Origin of the sequence: Staphylococcus arlettae, from assembly GCF_025560845.1 — a bacterium.
Taxonomy (GTDB): Bacteria; Bacillota; Bacilli; order Staphylococcales; family Staphylococcaceae; genus Staphylococcus; species Staphylococcus arlettae.
The window spans coordinates 2,101,837-2,122,540 of record NZ_CP094803.1 but is presented as its reverse complement, the minus strand read 5'-3'; the positions used below and the strand labels follow the sequence as shown (position 1 = coordinate 2,122,540).

General features: G+C 33.0%; 21 protein-coding genes. 13 read left to right on the top strand and 8 right to left on the bottom strand.

All coding sequences use genetic code 11. From position 1 onward, the window contains the following. The first annotated feature begins 21 nt into the window (after positions 1–21). The 5 genes from nrdF to MUA37_RS10380 all read left to right on the top strand — a co-directional run bounded on the left by nrdF (position 22) and on the right by MUA37_RS10380 (position 5,603). Positions 22–990: a class 1b ribonucleoside-diphosphate reductase subunit beta gene (gene nrdF, locus MUA37_RS10400; RefSeq protein ID WP_002508883.1), complete on the top strand. Its 969-nt coding sequence runs from the start codon at positions 22–24 to the stop codon at positions 988–990. Positions 991–1,746: 756 nt separating this feature from the next. Further along, a complete protein-coding gene (locus tag MUA37_RS10395; RefSeq protein WP_002509864.1) occupies positions 1,747–2,715 on the top strand; it encodes an ABC transporter permease in 969 nt (322 codons plus the stop codon). Then, positions 2,705–3,664 (top strand): iron chelate uptake ABC transporter family permease subunit, encoded by a 960-nt coding sequence (locus tag MUA37_RS10390; RefSeq protein ID WP_002509863.1) that lies wholly within the window; start codon positions 2,705–2,707, stop codon positions 3,662–3,664. Before MUA37_RS10395 ends, MUA37_RS10390 begins: the two co-directional genes overlap by 11 nt. Further along, positions 3,661–4,455 (top strand): iron ABC transporter ATP-binding protein, encoded by a 795-nt coding sequence (locus tag MUA37_RS10385; protein WP_021459141.1) that lies wholly within the window; start codon positions 3,661–3,663, stop codon positions 4,453–4,455. The genes MUA37_RS10390 and MUA37_RS10385 overlap by 4 nt, the downstream gene beginning before the upstream one ends. A 104-nt stretch (positions 4,456–4,559) precedes the next feature. Continuing rightward, complete coding sequence (locus MUA37_RS10380) at positions 4,560–5,603, top strand: ferrated catecholamine ABC transporter substrate-binding lipoprotein SstD (RefSeq protein ID WP_002509862.1); 1,044 nt, start codon at positions 4,560–4,562, stop codon at positions 5,601–5,603. Between the two features lie 379 nt (positions 5,604–5,982). Here the strand turns inward: MUA37_RS10380 and MUA37_RS10375 are convergent, their stop codons facing one another. From MUA37_RS10375 to MUA37_RS10365, 3 genes are all read right to left on the bottom strand, one after another. After that, the gene (locus tag MUA37_RS10375) at positions 5,983–6,297 is read right to left on the bottom strand and encodes a CHY zinc finger protein (protein ID WP_262624574.1); all 315 of its coding nucleotides are present in this window, start codon (positions 6,295–6,297) and stop codon (positions 5,983–5,985) included. An 11-nt stretch (positions 6,298–6,308) separates the two neighbouring features. Then, complete coding sequence (murB, locus tag MUA37_RS10370) at positions 6,309–7,262, bottom strand: UDP-N-acetylmuramate dehydrogenase (protein WP_369946239.1); 954 nt, start codon at positions 7,260–7,262, stop codon at positions 6,309–6,311. Between the two features lie 99 nt (positions 7,263–7,361). Next, positions 7,362–7,877 carry a GrpB family protein gene (locus MUA37_RS10365; RefSeq protein WP_002509858.1) on the bottom strand — a complete coding sequence of 172 codons (516 nt, stop codon included), beginning with the start codon at positions 7,875–7,877 and terminating at the stop codon, positions 7,362–7,364. A 116-nt stretch (positions 7,878–7,993) separates the two neighbouring features. Here MUA37_RS10365 and MUA37_RS10360 point away from each other — a divergent pair, with 116 nt between their 5' ends. The 3 genes from MUA37_RS10360 to MUA37_RS10350 all read left to right on the top strand — a co-directional run bounded on the left by MUA37_RS10360 (position 7,994) and on the right by MUA37_RS10350 (position 10,738). Then, entirely contained in the window at positions 7,994–8,875 is an 882-nt protein-coding gene (locus MUA37_RS10360) for an EMYY motif lipoprotein (RefSeq protein WP_103388065.1), read from the top strand. A 167-nt stretch (positions 8,876–9,042) separates the two neighbouring features. Next, complete coding sequence (gene ytxJ, locus MUA37_RS10355; protein ID WP_002509856.1) at positions 9,043–9,363, top strand: bacillithiol system redox-active protein YtxJ; 321 nt, start codon at positions 9,043–9,045, stop codon at positions 9,361–9,363. A gap of 259 nt (positions 9,364–9,622) precedes the next feature. After that, on the top strand, positions 9,623–10,738 hold the full coding sequence (locus MUA37_RS10350) for a glycerate kinase (protein ID WP_021459139.1): 1,116 nt from the start codon (positions 9,623–9,625) through the stop codon (positions 10,736–10,738). 69 nt (positions 10,739–10,807) lie between these two features. Here MUA37_RS10350 and pepT read toward each other — a convergent pair whose 3' ends face one another. The 4 genes from pepT to gdpS form a co-directional block, all read right to left on the bottom strand. Further along, on the bottom strand, positions 10,808–12,043 hold the full coding sequence (pepT, locus tag MUA37_RS10345) for a peptidase T (RefSeq protein ID WP_262624573.1): 1,236 nt from the start codon (positions 12,041–12,043) through the stop codon (positions 10,808–10,810). A 12-nt stretch (positions 12,044–12,055) separates the two neighbouring features. Next, entirely contained in the window at positions 12,056–12,550 is a 495-nt protein-coding gene (locus tag MUA37_RS10340; RefSeq protein WP_002509853.1) for a threonine/serine exporter family protein, read from the bottom strand. Between the two features lie 18 nt (positions 12,551–12,568). Further along, entirely contained in the window at positions 12,569–13,330 is a 762-nt protein-coding gene (locus tag MUA37_RS10335) for a threonine/serine exporter family protein (RefSeq protein WP_002509852.1), read from the bottom strand. Positions 13,331–13,495: 165 nt separating this feature from the next. Then, a complete protein-coding gene (gene gdpS, locus MUA37_RS10330; protein WP_002509851.1) occupies positions 13,496–14,566 on the bottom strand; it encodes a GGDEF domain-containing protein GdpS in 1,071 nt (356 codons plus the stop codon). A gap of 391 nt (positions 14,567–14,957) precedes the next feature. Between gdpS and MUA37_RS10325 the strand changes: the two genes are divergently transcribed. Beyond that, complete coding sequence (locus MUA37_RS10325; protein ID WP_002509850.1) at positions 14,958–16,010, top strand: glycosyltransferase family 4 protein; 1,053 nt, start codon at positions 14,958–14,960, stop codon at positions 16,008–16,010. A gap of 105 nt (positions 16,011–16,115) precedes the next feature. On the opposite strand, the gene MUA37_RS10320 is transcribed toward MUA37_RS10325, so the two are convergent. Then, positions 16,116–16,754 carry a YigZ family protein gene (locus tag MUA37_RS10320; RefSeq protein WP_002509849.1) on the bottom strand — a complete coding sequence of 213 codons (639 nt, stop codon included), beginning with the start codon at positions 16,752–16,754 and terminating at the stop codon, positions 16,116–16,118. Between the two features lie 211 nt (positions 16,755–16,965). Between MUA37_RS10320 and fakB1 the strand changes: the two genes are divergently transcribed. The 4 genes from fakB1 to hpf all read left to right on the top strand — a co-directional run bounded on the left by fakB1 (position 16,966) and on the right by hpf (position 20,510). After that, entirely contained in the window at positions 16,966–17,829 is an 864-nt protein-coding gene (gene fakB1, locus MUA37_RS10315; protein WP_002509848.1) for a fatty acid kinase binding subunit FakB1, read from the top strand. 298 nt (positions 17,830–18,127) lie between these two features. Next, complete coding sequence (locus MUA37_RS10310) at positions 18,128–19,210, top strand: DEAD/DEAH box helicase family protein (protein ID WP_103388068.1); 1,083 nt, start codon at positions 18,128–18,130, stop codon at positions 19,208–19,210. Further along, entirely contained in the window at positions 19,203–19,874 is a 672-nt protein-coding gene (locus MUA37_RS10305) for a ComF family protein (RefSeq protein ID WP_103388069.1), read from the top strand. The genes MUA37_RS10310 and MUA37_RS10305 overlap by 8 nt, the downstream gene beginning before the upstream one ends. Before the next feature lie 66 nt (positions 19,875–19,940). Beyond that, positions 19,941–20,510 (top strand): ribosome hibernation-promoting factor, HPF/YfiA family, encoded by a 570-nt coding sequence (gene hpf / locus MUA37_RS10300; RefSeq protein ID WP_002509845.1) that lies wholly within the window; start codon positions 19,941–19,943, stop codon positions 20,508–20,510. The last annotated feature ends 194 nt before the right edge of the window (positions 20,511–20,704 follow it).

The window sequence follows — 20,704 nt, the reverse complement described above, 5'->3', positions numbered from 1 at the left end:
CTGGATTGGAGCATCAAATACATGAAAGCAGTCAATTGGAATACACAAGAAGATATGACGAACATGTTTTGGCGACAAAATATTTCACAAATGTGGGTAGAAACGGAATTTAAAGTATCAAAAGATATAGCGAGTTGGAAAACTTTATCAGAAGCAGAAAAAGAAGCCTTTAAGAAAGCTTTAGCTGGTTTAACTGGGCTAGATACACATCAAGCGGATGATGGTATGCCTTTGATTATGTTACATACGACTGATTTACGTAAAAAAGCAGTGTATTCATTTATGGGCATGATGGAGCAAATTCATGCTAAAAGTTATTCACACATCTTTACAACATTGCTACCATCTAGTGAAACAAACTATTTACTAGACCAATGGGTGATTGAAGAACCCCATTTAAAATTTAAATCTGAAAAAATTGTGAGTACTTATCATAAATTATGGGGTAAAGAAGCTTCTATCTATGATCAATATATGGCACGTGTAGCTAGTGTGTTTTTAGAAACATTTCTATTTTATTCTGGTTTCTATTTCCCACTTTATTTAGCAGGACAAGGTAGAATGACAACTTCTGGAGAAATCATTCGTAAAATTTTATTAGATGAATCTATTCATGGTGTGTTCACTGGTATGGATGCGCAAAGTTTACGTAATGAGTTGTCAGAAAGTGAAAAGCAACAAGCAGATTTAGAAATGTATAAATTGTTAGATGAATTATATAAAAATGAAGTAGCTTATACGCATTCTTTATATGATGAAGTCGGTATCAGTGAAGATGTTTTAAACTATGTCAGATATAACGGCAATAAAGCATTGTCTAACTTAGGATTTGAACCATATTTTGAAGAACGTGAGTTCAATCCAATCATTGAAAATGCACTAGATACATCAACGAAAAATCATGACTTTTTCTCTGTAAAAGGTGATGGCTATACATTGGCACTTAACGTTGAAGCGCTACGAGATGAAGATTTTATTTTTGAAGATTAATAGGTCTAATTAATTAAACTATTTGAGCGTTCATTTATGTTAAAGACGCCAAACTTATACTAAAAATATAAAGAGGTTGGGACAATATTGATTTGTCCCAACCTCTTTTCATATTGGTAGTAGCTGACTACATTGGAAATGCGCTTTAAACCAAGCTTTTTCAACGCTAGTCATCCTTGCCGGGGTGGGACGACGAAATCATTTTTTCAAAATCAGATTTCTGTCCCACTTCATGATTTATTCGAAATCTTTTTTCATATGGGCAGTAGCTGACTGCATTGAAAATGCGCTTCAAACCAAGCTTGTTTCAACGCTAGTCATCCTTGCCGGGGTGGGACGACGAAATCATTTTTTCAAAATCAGATTTCTGTCCCACTTCATGATTTATTCGAAACTTTTTTCATATGGGCAGTAGCTGACTGCATTGAAAATGCGCTTCAAACCAAGCTTGTTTCAACGCTAGTCATCCTTGCCGGGGTGGGAGGACGAAATCATTTTTTCAAAATCAGATTTCTGTCCCACTCCCTTTATCGATATTATTGAGCGATATAAAGAAATTATTTAAAAAAATTAGTGACAATTTCCAGATACAGGTACTTTGTAAATACTGTAAAAAATACATCTACTCTAAAATTATGTTATAAGCTATTGAAATTATTGATAAAGATGATAAAATTTTAAATATACATATGATAATGATTATCAACATCATTGATTGCAATTATCATTAGATTTTGGGGGAAGAGGTACCATGATATGAAATTTTTACTAAATGGTATGAGCTTAGCGATTATGTTGATATTACTAACAATATTGTCATTGTTTGTTGGTGTTAGTAAAGTTTCCATTACTGATATTTTTCATTTAACGCAAGAACAACGTAATATCATCATCTCTAGTAGAATACCTAGGACAGTCAGCATTATCATCTCAGGAAGTACACTGGCATTATCTGGACTTATTATGCAACAAATGATGCAAAATAAGTTTGTAAGTCCCACAACAGCGGGAACAATGGACTGGGCCAAATTAGGTATCTTAATCTCACTTATTTGGTTCCCACAAGAAAATATTATGATTAAATTGGCATTTGCAGTGCTTCTAAGTGTAGGAGGTACATTTTTATTTGTTAAATTAGTCCAACTGATTCGCTTTAAAGATGTAATTTTTATTCCGTTATTAGGGATTATGTTAGGTGGAATTGTATCCAGTTTTGCTACATTTATTGCCTTGAAAACGAACACCGTACAGAGCATAGGCAACTGGTTAACAGGCAACTTTGCCATTATTACAAGTGGACGCTATGAAATTTTATACTTAAGTATACCTTTGTTAATACTTACATATATATTTGCTAACCATTTTACTATTGCAGGCATGGGCAAAGATTTTAGCAATAATCTAGGTGTCAATTATGACAGAATTATCAATCTAGGACTATTCATTTCAGCTACAATTACAGCTTTAGTAGTTGTAACTGTAGGCACATTACCGTTCTTAGGTTTAATCGTACCTAATATTATCTCTATCTTTCGTGGTGATCATTTAAAAAATGCTTTACCACATACAGCAATGTTAGGCGCTATATTTGTCATGTTTTCAGATATCATTGGTAGATTAATTGTGTATCCTTATGAAATTAATATTGGTTTAACGATAGGGGTCTTTGGCACAATTATCTTTTTAACTCTACTTATGAAAGGAAGACATCATTATGCAAATTAGTGCGAATAAAAAAATAATGATTATGCTTGGTGTGACAGTACTAATTGGTGCATTATATCTAGTTGCAGGCATTGATTTCGAAATATTTCGATATCAATTGTCGAGTAAATTACGAAAATTAGTTTTAATGTTGATTGTAGGTGCTGCCATTGGCGCGTCAGTCGTAGTCTTTCAAGCAGTGACTACTAATAGATTATTAACACCATCAATTATGGGGTTAGATGCAGTTTATCTATTTATCAAAGTATTGCTAGTTTTTGCATTTGGTGTGCAATCTTTCTTAGTGACAAATTTATATGTGAACTTCTTTATTACATTAATTGTTATGATTATATTTTCATTATTGCTATTTCAAGGTGTATTTCGAATTGGCAATGTTTCGGTATATTTTATTTTGCTCATTGGTGTAATATTAGGAACTTTCTTTAGAAGTATTACTAGCTTTTTAGAATTGATTATTAATCCAGAAGACTTTTTAGCAGTCCAAAGTTCAATGTTTGCTAACTTTGATGCTTCTAATGAAAAACTAGTAACAGTAAGTGGTATTTTATTAATCATTTTAATTATTATTGTTGTGATGTTGATACCGTATTTAGATGTTTTACTGTTAGGTAGATCCCAAGCCATTAATTTAGGTGTTTCTTATGAAACGATGACACGTATCCTTATGATTTTAGTAGCTGTATTAGTATCCGTGTCTACAGCATTAGTTGGTCCGATAACATTCTTAGGGTTATTAACTGTGAACTTAGCACATGAGATTATGAAAACTTATGAACACAAGTATATTTTACCGGCAACGATTTGTTTAAGTTGGATTAGTTTATTTTTAGCACAAGGCATAGTCGAAAATTTATTTGAAGCAACGACGCAAGTGAGTATTATCATTGATTTAGTAGGTGGAAGTTACTTTATTTACTTACTAATTAAAAGGAGAAATGCAAATTGATTAGTGTACATAACGTTAATAAAACAATTCAAGATAAACAAATACTAAGCGATATTTCTGTAGATATACAACCAGGACGTTTAACAACTATGATTGGACCCAATGGGGCAGGGAAAAGTACATTGTTATCGGCAATAACACGTATGATTGAACATGATGGTGGCGATATTGCTATTGAAGGTCGTGATATTCATAGTTATAAAAGTAACGATTTAGCAAAAAAACTGTCCATTTTAAAACAAACGAATCATACAGAATTGAATATAACGGTAGAACAACTTGTTAATTTTGGGCGTTTTCCTTATTCGAAAGGGCATTTAAAACAAGAAGATAAAGATCAAGTAGAATATGCCTTAGATTTATTGAAATTACAAGATATACGACATCAATCAATAAAAACACTTTCTGGAGGTCAACGTCAACGCGCATATGTTGCTATGACCATTGCACAAGATACAGAATATATCTTATTAGATGAACCATTAAACAATTTAGATATGAATCACTCTGTTCAAATTATGCAGACGTTACGTCGTTTAACACGTGATTTAAATAAAACGATAGTAGTTGTCATTCATGATATTAACTTTGCTTCATGTTATTCCGACGATATTATTGCCTTAAAAGATGGTGAGTTAGTCAAAGCTGGTACAAAAGATGAAGTTATTCAAGAAGAAGTGTTAAGCACATTATATGATATGGACTTGAGTATAGAAAATATTAGAGGTCAACGTATTTGTATCTATTTCGATGAACTGACAACAGTGAAAGAATATGAAATGGCCTTGTAACAGTTTTTAATTCTTTGAAGGGAGTGATGTAACCATTAAAGCAACAAAGTTTTTTTGGTGTATAAAAGGAAGGAATAATTATTTAATAGGAGGATTTAAGTAACATGAAAAAAATCGCTTTAGTAATCTTAGTAGGTTTAATGTTTTTATTAGTAGCTTGTAGTAATTCAGAAGATCAAAAGAGTTCGGACAGTAAGTCTGATGATAAATCATCAGATAAAACAGTAACTGTTAAAAATAGTTATGAAGCAAGTGGTGAAGAACGCGATGGTAGTGATGCAGAAAAAGTAAATGATACAGTGAAAGTGCCAGTAAATCCGAAAAATGCTGTAGTCTTTGATTACGGTGCATTAGATACTATGAAAGAACTAGGACTAAAAGATAAAGTTAAAGCTGTACCAAAAGGTGAAGATGGAGAATCATTACCTGATTTCTTAAGTGATTTTAAAGATAAAAAATATCTTAATACTGGAAGTTTGAAAGAAGTTAATTTTGATAAAGTTGCAGCAGCAAAACCTGAAGTAGTCTTTATTTCTGGTAGAACAGCTAATCAAAAAATTCTAGATGAACTTGAAAAAGCAGCTCCAGATGCAAAAGTAGTTTACATAGGTGCTGATGAAGAAAATTCAGCAAAATCAATGAAGAAAAACACTGAAATCTTAGGTAAAATATACGAAAAAGAAGATAAAGCCAAAGAATTGAACAAAGAATTCGATGATAAAGTTGCAAGCATTAAAGATAAAACAAAAGAATTCAAAGATCAAACAGCAGCATTCTTGTTAGTGAATGAAGGAGAATTATCAACTTTTGGTGCTAATGAACGTTTCGGTTCAATGATCTTTAATACTATGGGCTTTAAACCAGTCGATGAAAGTATTAAAAATAGTCAACATGGTCAAAACATTACAAATGAATATCTTGTAGAGAAAAACCCTGATATGATTTTTGCCATGGATAGAGGACAAGCTATTGGTGGTAAATCAACAGCGAAAAAAGCACTAGGTAATGATGTCATTAAAGATGTCGATGCAGTTAAAAATGACAAAGTTTATGAATTAGACCCTAAATTGTGGTATTTTGCTAGTGGTTCAACAACAACTTCTGTAAAACAAATTGAAGAAGTAGAAAAAGCTATAGATAAAAATTAATTACTCTACCGTGGGGGTTCAATAATTAATGATTAAACTAAACCGAATGACTTATGGCGTTGAAACGTTCATAAGGCATTCGTTTTTTTAATTTCGATTGAAGGTAAAGTGCCATTGACTGATAGAACTAAAAGTGGAAAAGTGAATAAGCCGTTGTTTAATAGAGACTAAATGAATTTTATAGTTATGGTTCAATATTATAAACGTTCATTCATATACTACTCCCAGTTGGCTAGCACGTGACTAAAATGTTATCAATGATTCAAATAAACTACAAAGGTCTATATAAACAAAGAAAACGTCAATTTCTATTTGAATAAAATAGAAATTGACGCTTTTATTTAACTAAAGTTATTTATATCTCAATTCGTTAAATTAATTAAACTGAAAAATAGTGATGATAATGAAATTTACATCTATTATTAAAATGTGCATCACAAGAAGGACAAGTTTCGGTCATCATATATTCGTTAATAGTCAACTCGTGGTGACAGACACCACAAAGTATAGCCCGCTCATTAAACTGATCTGTTGACCATCGTTGAATATTATGAGATTCATGTTCATTGTGACATTTGAAGCACGGATAGTATTTATTGCAACATTTAAACTTGATGGCAATAATGTCTAATGTTGTTTGGTAATGCGTACAACGTGATTCGTCGTCAACGAGTGAACCGTATAGTTTAGTCATATTAAATACTCCTATTGTTTTGAAGGATACTCTCCGATAATGCGAACTTCAGGATGTAAATCAATTTCAAATTTGTCTTTTACTACTTGTTGGACATAGTGTATTAGATCTTCATAATCTGTTGCTGTTCCGTTATCAACATTTACCATAAAACCAGCATGCTTTGTAGAGACTTCTACACCGCCAATACGATGGCCTTGTAACTCACTATCTTGGATTAATTTACCAGCAAAGTGACCTGGTGGTCTTTGGAAAACACTACCACAAGAAGGGTACTCTAAAGGTTGCTTAGTTTCACGACGTTCTGTTAAATCATCCATTTTAGTTTGGATTTCGTGCTGATTACCAGGCGTTAATGAAAATGAAGCTTCGAGAACTACTAAATGTTGTTTCTGAACAATACTATTTCGGTAATCTAATTCTAATTCTTGGTTAGTTAATTGGATTAAGTCACCTTGTTCGTTAACACATAGGGCATAGTCGATACAATCTTTGACTTCGCCACCATAAGCGCCAGCGTTCATAAAAACAGCGCCACCAATTGAGCCGGGAATGCCACAAGCAAATTCTAAGCCAGTCAAGGCATAATCTCTAGCTTTACGTGAGACATCGATGATTGCAGCACCGCTACCAGTAATAATGACGTTGTCGGAAACTTCAATATGATCGAGTGATAATAAACTAATGACGATACCTCTAATACCACCTTCACGGATAATTATATTAGAGCCATTGCCTAAATAAGTAATCGGAATTTCATGGTGATTGGCAAATTTTACAATAGCTTGAACGTGTTCATATTTTGTCGGTGATAGATAATAGTCAGCTTGTCCGCCAGTTTCAGTGTAAGTATAACGTTTAAGAGGTTCATCCACTTTGATAATATTTGATGGAACAATTGCTTCTAACGCTTTTAAGATGTCTTCTTTATGCAAGTGTAGTACATCCTTTCTTCTTGAATTCATTTTTTATTATATCAAGTATTTCCATAATTTGCTAAATAGTCTAATACAAATATACAATGATTTATAATAGCGCATAGCATTGTATTAGTATAGGTATATTTATAATTGTTGATATAAGTGTGCAAATATTTGTTGTTTACCATTTTCATAATCTCGAATGGTATGAGTTGTTTGAGTTAATTCTAATTTCTGTTGCTCAAACTGTTGGATAATATATTGATTATGTTCGAGTGCATCATCCATAGCTAAGTATTGATTGTATAGGTCGCTATCTCTTTGGATAATGTGTAGTCTAGTCTGTTGTTTTAAATCAATTAAATTATTGAATTGGGCCATGACTACTTTTTTCTTATAATGATGATGAAGGCGATAAAAATTTTCATAATTTAAACGTTTTTCATCTAAAGCAGTAATATCATGCAAATTATTAACACCTACGAGAATATCTAATATTGGTTCTGTTTGATAGTTGAAATGACGTGTACCACCAATGTGATAAGTCGTTTTTACTGGGGTGTCTAATAGTTGTTTCAGTGTACGTGCAATATGATTATAACATTGGTGATAAGTTGCTTCACTATCGGAAATAATAAAGGGTTGGACTGTACTGTACATACTACATCTATGCTCCTTAAAATAATTGTGATTTAAAAAGTCTGAATTAATATATCATATATCATTTTCAATATAAATATCTTTATGTATAATACGTTATGATAAGGAGTGCAGAAATGAAAAAAATATTATATCTTGTATTATTATGCTGCATTGTTTTTTCCTTAGCGGCATGTGGCAATAAAGAAGATTCAAGCATTAAAGATTTTGAATCAACCTTAAAGCTATCACAAAATAAAGGCCATGCATTAAAAACAACGGTTGATGAACTGAACATTGAACAATTAGATGAGTTAAGTAATAAAGAAACAACTGATAAAAATAAACGTGAAATTAATCAACTACAAAATGATATTAATAATAAACTTGTGCCGAAAATGACTGCTTATGAAGATTCTATTAAAAATATCAAAGCTTCATCTGAACAGGCAAAATCATTAAAAAAATCATATCGTAAAACGGTTGAACAACAAATAAATGCGTTAAAAGAGTTACAAACTTTTGTTAGTCTATGTAATCAATCTATTAAAGCAAATGAAGATATTTTAGATTATACAAGGTTATTTGAAAAAAATCGTTCTAAAGTAGAAAAAAATATGGATAATGCCTCCGCTGCTGGAAGTACTACTGAGGTACATATTCTCACTAAAAAATTGGAATCAAATAGTCGTGAGCTGAAAGCAACAGCTCAAAAAAATGTTGATACAAATAATGATAAAGAAGCTAAAGCACAAATTGAAAATGACATTATGCCTTTGATAGAAAGTCAAATTAAAGATTTAAATCAAACAACAATTAGCGATAGTAATGTGAATGCAGCACGTAAAAATACTATAGAAATGTATTATAGTTTGCAAAATTATTATGAAACACGAAAAGAAACGATTACTATAGGTGAGAAACTCGACAAAATTGACTATAACAAATTACCTAAAAATGGGAAGGATTTAGAACAATACGAAAAACCATTTGAGCAAGAGCTTAAAGAAGTTGAGTAGGGTGCAATTAAATAATTCCCCAAGATTAATAAAACAATTTTCGAATAAGTGGTTAACAATAAAAAGTTATTTGTGTATAATGGGAACCATTGATAAGAATATTATCGAGTCGCTTACACCTAGAAATTAACTAGGGTGTGTGTTAAATACTTTTAGAGGTGAATAGAATGGCTATAAAGCTGAGTTCGATTGACCAGTTTGAACAAGTTTTAAATGAAAATAAATATGTATTTGTATTTAAACATAGTGAAACATGTCCAATTTCGGCAAATGCATATGATCAATTCAACAAATTTTTATATGAGAGGGACATGGATGGTTATTATTTAGTAGTTCAACAAGAACGCAAACTATCCGATTATATTGAAGACAAAACTAATATAAAACATGAATCACCACAAGCATTTTATTTTGTGGACGGTAAAGCAATATGGAATGCAAGTCATAATGATATTAATGTTTCATCATTAGCGACAGCAGAAGAATAACAATTAAATAGATAACAGGGCGCTGGTTATGTACACAAAAAGATTTGTCGATAACAAGCGCCCTTTTAATGTGAAATATTTCTGTAAGCCATGTATAATGTAACAATGAATGTTAATGTAGAATGCTACATAAAATCTAAACGCTTAAATATTGCGATACATGTATGATTGTGGAATGTAAGATGTTTTGGGAATGTTTGAAGGTAATAATAATCATACTGCATATTTAAATGAGTATTAATTTATGAGGTGACAAGAAATGAAAGTATTAGTTGCTATGGATGAATTTAATGGAATAATCTCTAGTTATCAAGCTAATAGATATGTTGAAGAAGCTGTCGCAAGTAAAATACAATCCGCAGACATAGTTCAAGTGCCGTTATTTAATGGTCGCCATGAGTTGATGGATTCGGTATTTTTATGGCAGTCAGGTACTAAATATAAAGTGATGGCACATGATGCGGTAATGAATCCAGTTGAAGCAATATATGGTATTACAGAAAGTAATATGACCGTCATCGAAGGAAATTTGTTTTTAAAAGGTGAAGGTGATATCACGCATTGCTCAAGTTATGGTTTGGGAGAAGTAATGTACGATGCATTAGAAAACCAAGCAGAACATCTAGTCATATCATTAGGTGGTATTGATAGTTTCGACGGCGGTGCAGGTATGCTACAAGCTTTAGGAGCTAAGTTTTATGATGATGAAGGTGAAGAAGTTGATACAAGACAAGGAAGTCGTGTATTAAAATTTATACGAACTGTTGATTTCAAAGGCTTGCATCCGCGTTTACAAGAAGTGCGATTACAATTGATGTCAGATTTTGATAGTAAACTTTATGGTAAGCATAGTGAAATTATGCAAATTTATAAAAATAAACAAGTGACATATACAGAAGCGGTGGAGATTGATAACCTCATTTGGTATTTTAGTGAAATTGTGAAAAATGAAGTTCAACAATCTTTAGGACTCATTGAACGTGGAGGTGCTGGGGGTGGCATAGCCGCAGTCCTACATCAATTATATCAAGCAGAAATTTTAACTAGTCATGAACTTGTCGATCAAATAACCCATTTGGAATCATTAATTCAACAAGCAGATTTAATCATCTTTGGTGAAGGGGTAAATGAAGAGGATCAAATTTTAGAAACAACTACGATACGTATAGCTGAATTAAGCACAAAATATGATAAACCAGCAATTGCTATTTGTGCTACAAGTGATAAATTTGACCAATTTGAATCCTTAGGTGTTACCGCTATGTTTAACACATTTATTGAAATGCCAGAAAGCTTTACTGACTTTAAAATGGGCATTCAAATTAGACATTATACTGTCCAAGCGCTTAAACTATTACAGCGAGCATTTGATTAAATTTATATAAAGCAATCGCCAATGTCAGTGTTCTAAGAACCTCGGCATTGGCGATTTTTATGTTAGTTATTAATTTTCTTCATAATAGTTAACGACTTCTTGAGCGATATTAACGACTACATGTACAGCTTGTTCCATAACATCAATTGAAGCGTATTCGAAAGGTCCATGGAAATTTGCACAACCTGTAAAAATATTTGGCGTAGGTAAACCTTTGAAGGATAGTTGAGATCCGTCTGTGCCGCCTCGAATAGGGTCTGTATTTGGTACTATGTCTAAGTTGTTAAAAGCACGTTTAGCGATCTCTATTACATGTGGATTTTGGTTTATTTGCTCGCCCATATTATAATATTGATCATTAATAGTGACCGTAATCGGATCATCTTCATAATGGTCATTAATCGTCTCTTTAAGTTCAATCATATGTTTTTTTCGCACATCGAAATTTTTACTATCATGGTCACGAATAATATAATGTAAAGATGCTTTTTCAACATCACCATTAAATTGCATTAAATGATAAAAGCCTTCATAACCCTCTGTGCGTTCTGGCACTTCATTTTGCGGTAATAGCGAATGATATTGGTGTCCAAGAGACAGTGCATTAATCATCGCATTTTTAGCTGAACCAGGGTGGACATTAACGCCGTATGCAGTGACAATCGCTTCAGCTGCATTAAAGCTTTCATATTGTAATTCTCCTAATTCGCTACCGTCCATAGTAAAAGCAAATGCCGCATTAAAACGATCGACATCAAATTTGTGTGGGCCACGGCCAATTTCTTCGTCCGGCGTAAATCCTACACGAATAGGGCCATGTTTAATCTCTGGATGGTCAATTAAATACTTGAGTGCTTCCATAATTTCTACTACGCCAGCTTTGTCATCTGCACCTAATAACGATGTACCGTCAGTAATCATTAATGTATGACCTTCAACATTTTTCATAGCAGGGAAGGTTTCTTGGCTTAATACCCGATTTGTATCTCCCAATTTAATCGGTGTACTATCATATTCTTGGATAATTTGAGGATTAACATTTGTGGCATTGAAATCTGGTGACGTATCGACATGTGCTAAGAAACCGACAGTAGGTAACTCATATGAAACATTGCTGTCGAGTGTTGCAAATAAGTAACCATTGTCATCTACATCTGTAGTTAAGCCAAACGCTTGTAATTCGCTTTCCAGCACGCGCAATAAGTCCCATTGTTTTGCTGTTGACGGTGTTGTTGTGGACTCTGGGTCTGACTGTGTGTCTATTGTGACATATCGCGTTAATCGTTCAATAATTTGTGATTTCATGTAAAACACCCCTTAAGCTCTGTTGTTTATATCATAAGATTTCTTATATGTTTTGCCTTTCATTTTACCATAATATTGTTTAATACGCGTATAGAGAAAATACGATATTTCAGCACATAAAATTCCAAAAGCGATAGCTCCTGATATTAAAGTAACTTCTAAAAAGGTATTTACAGCATGTGTATATTGATTGGTAACGAGTAGGCGTGTTGCTTCATACGCAAGACCTCCGGGGACCAAAGGGATAATACCTGGAACGATAAAGATAATAACCGGTCGTTTATAGTGACGACTCATAGTGTGACTCATAATACCTAAGATGAGGCTACCAAGAAATGCAGCCATAACTTTACCTAAATCCATATCTACTGTAAATTTATAAATTGTCCAGCCCATCGCACCTACAAAACCACAGGCAAATAGGAGACGTCGAGGTGCATTGAAAATAATAGAAAATAGTGTGGTAGCAATAAAACTAATAGCAAATTGTGCTAAGTAATATAGCAATATCATGACTGTCACCTCCTAAAATAAAAGTAAGACTATAGCAACACCAGCTCCGATGGCGAAAGCTGTAATTGCTGCTTCGACACCACGTGACATACCTGCAAGCAATTCACCAGCAAGTAAATCACGTATTGCGTTGGTGATTAATATACCAGGTACTAAAGGCATAACACCGGCAATAGTTATAGTATCCTGATTGATTGCTAATCCGAGTTTAGTACTAATAGCTGCAATACTTATTACCACTGCAGCACTAATAAATTCTGAAAAGAACTTGATTTGTATAAAACGTTGGACAAAATCAAAAGTTAAAAAGGCGCCGGCTCCTGCTAAAACTGCAAAGATAAAGTCATGTGCAACGCCACCGAACATGAATAAGAAAAAACCACAGGCAACCATCGCAGCAATAAATTGTGTTACAAATGAGTATTGTAACGAGGCGTGGTGTAGTTGAAACAATTCCTCTTTGGCTTCATCTATTGTAAGTTCATTATTCGAAATTTTTCGAGATAAACTATTAGTTAAAGCAATTTTTTCTAAATCTGTCGTACGTTCTCGAATACGTATTAAGCGAGTATTGGTACGATCGTTTAAAGAAAAGATAATTGCTGTTGAAGTTACAAAACTATATGTATCATCTAGGCCATAACTTGCTGCCATACGATTCATTGTATCTTCAACACGATATGTTTCAGCACCACTTTCAAGTAAAATTCTACCTGCAATGAGTACTAAATCAATCACTTTATTTTCATCAATAATTGTGATTGAGTCAGACATTGTCGCCACCTCCAAATAATGTGTTGAACAATTGAAAGTTTACAGTCTCTTTGTACAACTTTCAATAGTTAATGTGGTTAGTCATATAGATTTAATATTATATTTGACAATATATAAAAACAATCCGTAAATTTTATAATTACGGATTGTTTATACATTAAATAATTAAAGTTTAATGATTGGGTTGAACATAACTTGATTTCGGCCTTCTTGTTTAGCTACATGCAACATGTCATCTGCATCTTTAAAGACTTTACGTTGTGACTTATAATCATCTTGTGTTAAGAAACCAACACCAATAGATACAGATAATTTTATTACTTCTTTATTTGGCAAGTGGAATGATGATTGCTCTACACCATTGCGTATAGCTTCACTTAACTTAACGCATTGATCTAAACTATAATCTCTCAGTACGATTGAAAATTCTTCGCCACCATTGCGGTAAATATTGAAATGTGTTGGAACGTAATTAATAAGTAACTGTGACATTTGTCTTAACACTGCATCGCCAGCTTGATGAGAGTATTGGTCATTCACATCTTTAAACCCATCAATATCAATAAGTAACAGTCCCAAGCTTTCTTGATGTTGCTCCGCTTCACGTGAAACTTTATTCAGATGACGATCAAATTCTTTTACGTTTCCAAGTCCGGTTAGATAATCGATACTGTCTTCATTTTCATAGCGGTTAACTAACGAAAAGAAATGCCAAATATCAACAAAGGTAACTGATGAAGTAATAGTTAATACAAAGGATATAGGAATTAAGAATAAGACTTCCATCCAATCGACATATGGGCTTATAAGTGCTAACATTGCATAAATGATTAGACTAATTGTGTTTAATATCTGGATAGAAACAATGTCGCTTTGTTTTAAAAATGGGCCGATCATACTGACAATAATTGCAATTACAAGTAAGATAACCCCATTTATAATAGAGTGGTCAAATATAAAAATGCTTACTAAGGAAACAATAATTGCAGCTAGTACAGTATATATTAAGTTGGTATACCTACCTATGAAGAGTAACGGTATAAACGTTAATTCAATGATATATGCATCAAATAATGGGATAGGGTAGGCAGACAGTAATAAAGCAACAATTGTCATTAATACTGTAACGTAAGCTTTGGAAAATATCATGATTCTATTTTCTGAGTATTGTAAACGGTGAAATAAATAGATACCGGCTACAGTAACAGAAATATTATATATTATTGCTTCAAACATTTTATTAAACGCTCCTTTAAAATAACACTTTGTCATTGTAAGTGAAAACTTACAATTTGTCATCATCATTTCTATACAAATTCACAAAAAACCCGTTTTTTAATGTTAAAATGAACTAGCGAATGATATTATAATAAAATGAATAAACATTCGAGAAATCTGATAAAAAGGTTTTGTTAATATTATACTTATTTCGATTTGTAATCTTAAATAGTTTTAAGGTATGATTACTAAAGTAAATATTAAACGTAAATTAAATGTATACACTTGTTATGTATATTAAATTATTATACAGTAATAAGCATTATACAACTGTTATAAATAGGACATACAGATGTTGGATTCAGAGTGAAATTACAACATTTAGAATTAAATTAATGAAGGTGAACTGATGTATACATTATTATTAATCATTTTTTCAATGATAGTCAGTTTAATACTTACACCAATAATAATCAAAATTTCACATAAAATGGGGATTGTTGATAAACCAAACTTCAGAAAAGTGCACACGAAACCTGTTTCTGTGTTAGGTGGTACTGTCATATTGTTTTCGTTTTTACTTGGCATATGGTTGGGTCACCCAATTGAAACTGAAGTTAAGCCTCTAGTGATTGGCGCTGTAATAATGTATCTTGTTGGATTAGTCGATGATATTTATGACTTGAAACCCGTAATTAAATTACTTGGTCAAATTATTGCAGCATTAGTCGTTGTTTATTATGGTATAACTATTGATTTTATATCGCTACCCATAGGTCCTACAATTCATTTTGGTGTTTTAGGTATTCCTATTACTGTAATTTGGATTGTAGCTATTACAAATGCAATTAATTTAATAGATGGTTTGGACGGTTTAGCATCAGGCGTATCTGCCATAGCATTAGCAACAATCGGTTTTATAGCTATACTTCAAGCGAATGTGTTAATTATTATGATATGTAGCGTCCTGATAGGTGCTTTATTAGGCTTTTTATGCTTTAATTTTCACCCTGCTAAAATATTTTTAGGTGACAGTGGTGCACTTTTAATTGGCTTTATTGTTGGCTTTTTATCATTACTTGGGTTTAAAAATATTACATTCGTTTCGTTATTCTTCCCAATTGTTATTTTAGCGGTACCGTTTATCGATACGCTATTTGCAATGATACGTCGTGTGAAAAAAGGTCAACATATTATGCAAGCAGATAAGTCGCACCTACATCACAAACTGCTAGAACTAGGTTATTCACATAGACAAACTGTAACCTTAATTTATTCCATCGCACTATTATTTAGTTTATCCAGTATTATTTTGTATTTATCACAACCATGGGGCGTTGTAATGATGTTAATCTTAATAGTTGTTACGATTGAACTAATTGTGGAATTTACTGGCTTAATTGATGATGACTATAGACCGATATTGAAACTGATTGAAAAGAAAGATCACAACGAAAAATAGCATAATAAAAAGAGTTCTGAGACTAAATGATTGCTCGACCTATGTATTCTTACTTAGTTTAGATTACGTAGCCCAAGTTAATGATTTAATCTCAGAATTTTTTAGTTATGTGGTTATATCAAATGGTAGGTGTTTAACCTCACCTTCGATTAAATCGAATTTGCCAGCAGTCGTGCGATTTAAGAATGCTAAAAATGCGTCATATTCTGTGGCAACAACGTCAATGCTATAACTTACTTTATCAGTATATTGCGTATCACGTAACAGAAATGAAGTAGAAGCTAGTTCATATTCAAATTTACCAGTTAAATCATAATTAATCGCAACTGTAACAGGGACTGCCTCTTTTAGCGCTACGCGGCCGATATCATAAATTACATCTCGTACTGCGCCACTATATGCACGAATCAGTCCGCCTCCACCTAATTTGATACCTCCAAAATAACGTGTTACTACGACACAGACATTATGAGTCTCTAATTTTTTAAGTATATCCAACATAGGAACACCAGCCGTACCACTTGGTTCACCATCATCATTTGCTTTTTGGATATTCATTTGATTACCTATCGTATAAGCTGAACAATTATGAGTTGCCTCTTTATGTTCTTGTTTAACCTCAGCTATGAATGACTTTGCTTCGTCTTCATCCGCTACTGGTTTAATATGGGCTATAAATCTAGATTTATTTATAACATTTTCGATTTGATGTTCAGCTTTTATCGTAATAATTGGTTCTTCCATGTATGATTCCACCTCTATTTTTGACGCTCTAAATTTGGAAATTCTAATCTTTATACCACTAGAATGCTATAAAGGTAGTAGAATTACAAAAGCTAAATGTGTTACTTTCTATTATACTATAATACAAACAACAATTATAATTACATAAAGGAATTTTCTTTTGTTAGAAATTACGGTATGATAAATGTGAGTATAATTGAGGAGGATTATGATGAAGATTGCTGTCTTGACAGATTCCACAAGCTATCTATCTCAATCAATGATTGATAAATATAATATTAAAGTAGCTCCGTTAAGTGTAACTTTTGATAATGGTGATAATTTTATTGAAAACGAAACTATTTTTGCACCTGAATTTTATGAACGAATGAAAACATCTAAAACGATACCAACAACGAGTCAACCTGCGATAGGTGTCTATTTAGAATTGTATGAAGCCTTGCGTGAAGAAGGGTATACTGATGTTGTTGCTGTAATGATGTCATCAGGAATTAGTGGTAGTTATCAAACTGCAACACAAGCCGCTGAAATGGTTGAAGGTATTAAGGTGCATACGTTTGATTCCAAATTAGCTGCAATGGTTGAAGGTGCTTATGTATTAAGAGCAATAGAATTAATTAAGCTAGATTATAAACCTGAAGCTATTATTGCTGATTTAGAAAATATGCGTGAGCAAACTGGAGCAGTTTTAATGGTAGATGATTTAAAAAATTTACAAAAAAGTGGACGTATCACGGGTGCTCAAGCATGGATTGGTACAATGTTAAAAATGAAGCCTGTACTAAAATTCGAAGATGGTAAAATTTTACCAGAAGAGAAAGTACGTACCAAAAAGCGTGCTTTAAAGGCGTTAGAACAAAAAGTATTGGACCAAGTTAATGGACTTGAAGAATTTACACTATTTATTATTGGTGGAGATAAAAAAGAAGATTCAAAATGGCTTTACGAAGATTTAAAAGCGGCGCATCCAGATTATAATATTATTTTTTCTGAATTTGGGCCGGTAATCGCAGCGCATTTAGGTTCTGGCGGTATAGGTTTAGGATATACTTGCCGTACAATTACAGAAAAATAAATATAAGACGTTATTAGAGACTAGAACAATATGAGGGTGTTACAGTAGTTAACATTTAATATGGCTCTAGTCTTTTTTGAGGTGATGAACAATCAAACTATATGGTAGGTTAGTTACCAATCATGCTTTGCTGACAACTGAAAAGGTGATTTATTGTGGGCCAGGCATTACGCAAGAACGAAGTGTAACGACTTGTTTGCAGTGCGGTTCTATCTATAGACGTCACATTCACAGTTATTACTCACCACTATTACAACGTGATATATTATATTGTCGCTATTGCCTCCAATTAGGACGTATGGATAGTCTGTCGGATGTTTATATAACACAAACATATAATGTAGCTACATCTGCAGAATTTAATATACCTTTTAAGTTATCTCCACAACAACATTATGGTGCAACAGCGTTATTAGAAGCTGTTAAGTCAAGGCAAGATCAACTGTTACACGCTGTGACTGGAGCGGGTAAAACAGAAATGATGTTTCCAGCATTGCAATATGCAAGGCAACAAGGACTAAATGTTGCAGTAGTATCACCACGCACTGACGTAGTTATAGAGCTTACTCTGAGGTTACGAGCAGCATTTCAACAAGAATGCATAGATGTACTGTATCGAGGGCAACCTCAACGATTTAATGGTCATTTTGTTATTGCTACTGTGCATCAATTGCTACGTTTTAAACAGCATTTTCAACTAGTTATTGTAGATGAGGTAGATGCGTTTCCACTAGCAATGGATAGAGTATTGCAACATTCAATAACGTTAGCATCGACACACGACCGATGTCATATTTATATGACTGCAACGCCTCCCAAATCACTTTTAAGACAATTTAAAGCTTCGAATATAATTACATTACCTGCACGTTTTCATCGACAACCATTACCGATACCACAATTTCAATATTTTAAATTGACACCACAACGACCGCAAACCAACCTTGTACGACTACTATGTCGACAACAAGCAGCGGGGAGAATAACACTTGTATTTGTTCATAGTATTAAGCTATTAAGACAGTTAGAGCATACGTATCAAAAGGTGCTAGTACAGTCAGCATTTGTGTCGAGTGACGATGCACTACGCATGACCAAAGTACAAGAATTGAGAGCAGGGAAATATGTTAGCGTGTTTACTACTACTATCTTAGAAAGAGGGTTTACACTAGCTAAGTTAGACGTTGTTGTATTAAATAGCCACACTTTTACACAGCATGTATTAATTCAAATGTCAGGACGTGTAGGACGTAAAACTGAAGCTCCTACAGGTAATGTTTGGTTTTATCATCAAGGAATATCTACACAGATGTTAAAAGCAAAGCACGCGCTAAAACGAATGAATCGCATAGCACAACAACGTGGATGGATTGATGGTTAATTGTCTATGGTGTGATGCGCAAATTAATGAGGCGTTAACGATTACAAATTTTTACGCCCGTCCTGTACTAATATGTGAGGCGTGTGACGATGCTTTGCAACAATGTAAAATTCAGACAAAAGCGTGTTGTACTACTTGTTTAAAACCAATATCAGATAATCAAAGCCAATGTATGGATTGTGCTATGTTGGCTAAGCGCTATCAACGCATCAATCAACTATATTGTAATTTTCAGTACAAAGGAATGATGAAAGCAGTGTTACAACAATACAAATTCAACAGAGATTACGTACTTTGTACATTGATAGCACGATATATACAGTTACCGCGTATGCATTATGACTATATTATCCCGATTCCTTCTCATAGCTCTAGAGATCGTTGGCGGACATTTAATCCAGTGACTGCAGTGTTAGCATGTATGCATGTTAAATATACTAACTGTTTAACAATGCAGTATGATCGTAAACAATCATCTTTAACCAAACGTCAACGTTTAAGTCAGCCTAATCCATTTATAATTACAGCAGATTTGGACTTTACTAATAAAAATATTTTGTTAGTAGATGACATCTATACTACTGGAATTACTGTTCATCAAGCAGCATGTAAATTTTTTGTAAGAAAAATCAGAAAATTCGATGTCTTTACATTTGCACGCTAACGTAAACGTGGTATTATGAGAGTAAGCAACATTACCAATATAGAGGTTTTAAAGGAGTCGATTACTATGTTTAGATTTGAAATTCACGGAGAGAACCTCACTATTACAGATGCAATCCGTAACTATATTGAGGATAAAATTGGTAAACTCGAACGTTACTTTAACAATGTTCCAAACGCTATCGCACATGTTAAAGTCAAAACGTATCAAAACTCAGCTACTAAAATTGAAGTAACAATTCCATTAAAAAATGTAACATTAAGAGCTGAAGAAAGACATGACGACTTATATGCGGGTATAGATTTAATTAATAATAAACTTGAACGTCAAGTAAGAAAATATAAAACTCGTGTGAATCGTAAAAGTAGAGACAAAGGGGATCAAGAAGTTTTTGCTGAAATTGTAGAAGATAATAAAGCAGATGCTTTAGATGATACAAGTCAGGAAAATGACTTCGAAATTATTCGTTCTAAACAATTTAGCTTAAAGCCAATGGATTCTGAAGAAGCGGTGTTGCAGATGGATTTATTGGGTCATGATTTCTTTATTTTTACAGATCGTGAAACTGACGGAACAAGTATTGTTTATAAACGTAAAGATGGAAAATATGGTTTAATAGAAACAACAGAACAATAACTAACTATAAGTGTTGAAGCGTTCATGATTAAGTTAAATCGTGGACGCTTCTTTTATGTTATGTTAGTATGAAATAATTTGATAGCACAAAGACTAAGTTGTGCTAGGATAAGCGAGTTATTATATAGAACAGTATGAAATGTAAAGTATATTAACAACAGCAAAGGAAATGTAAATATAAATATAGTTATAAC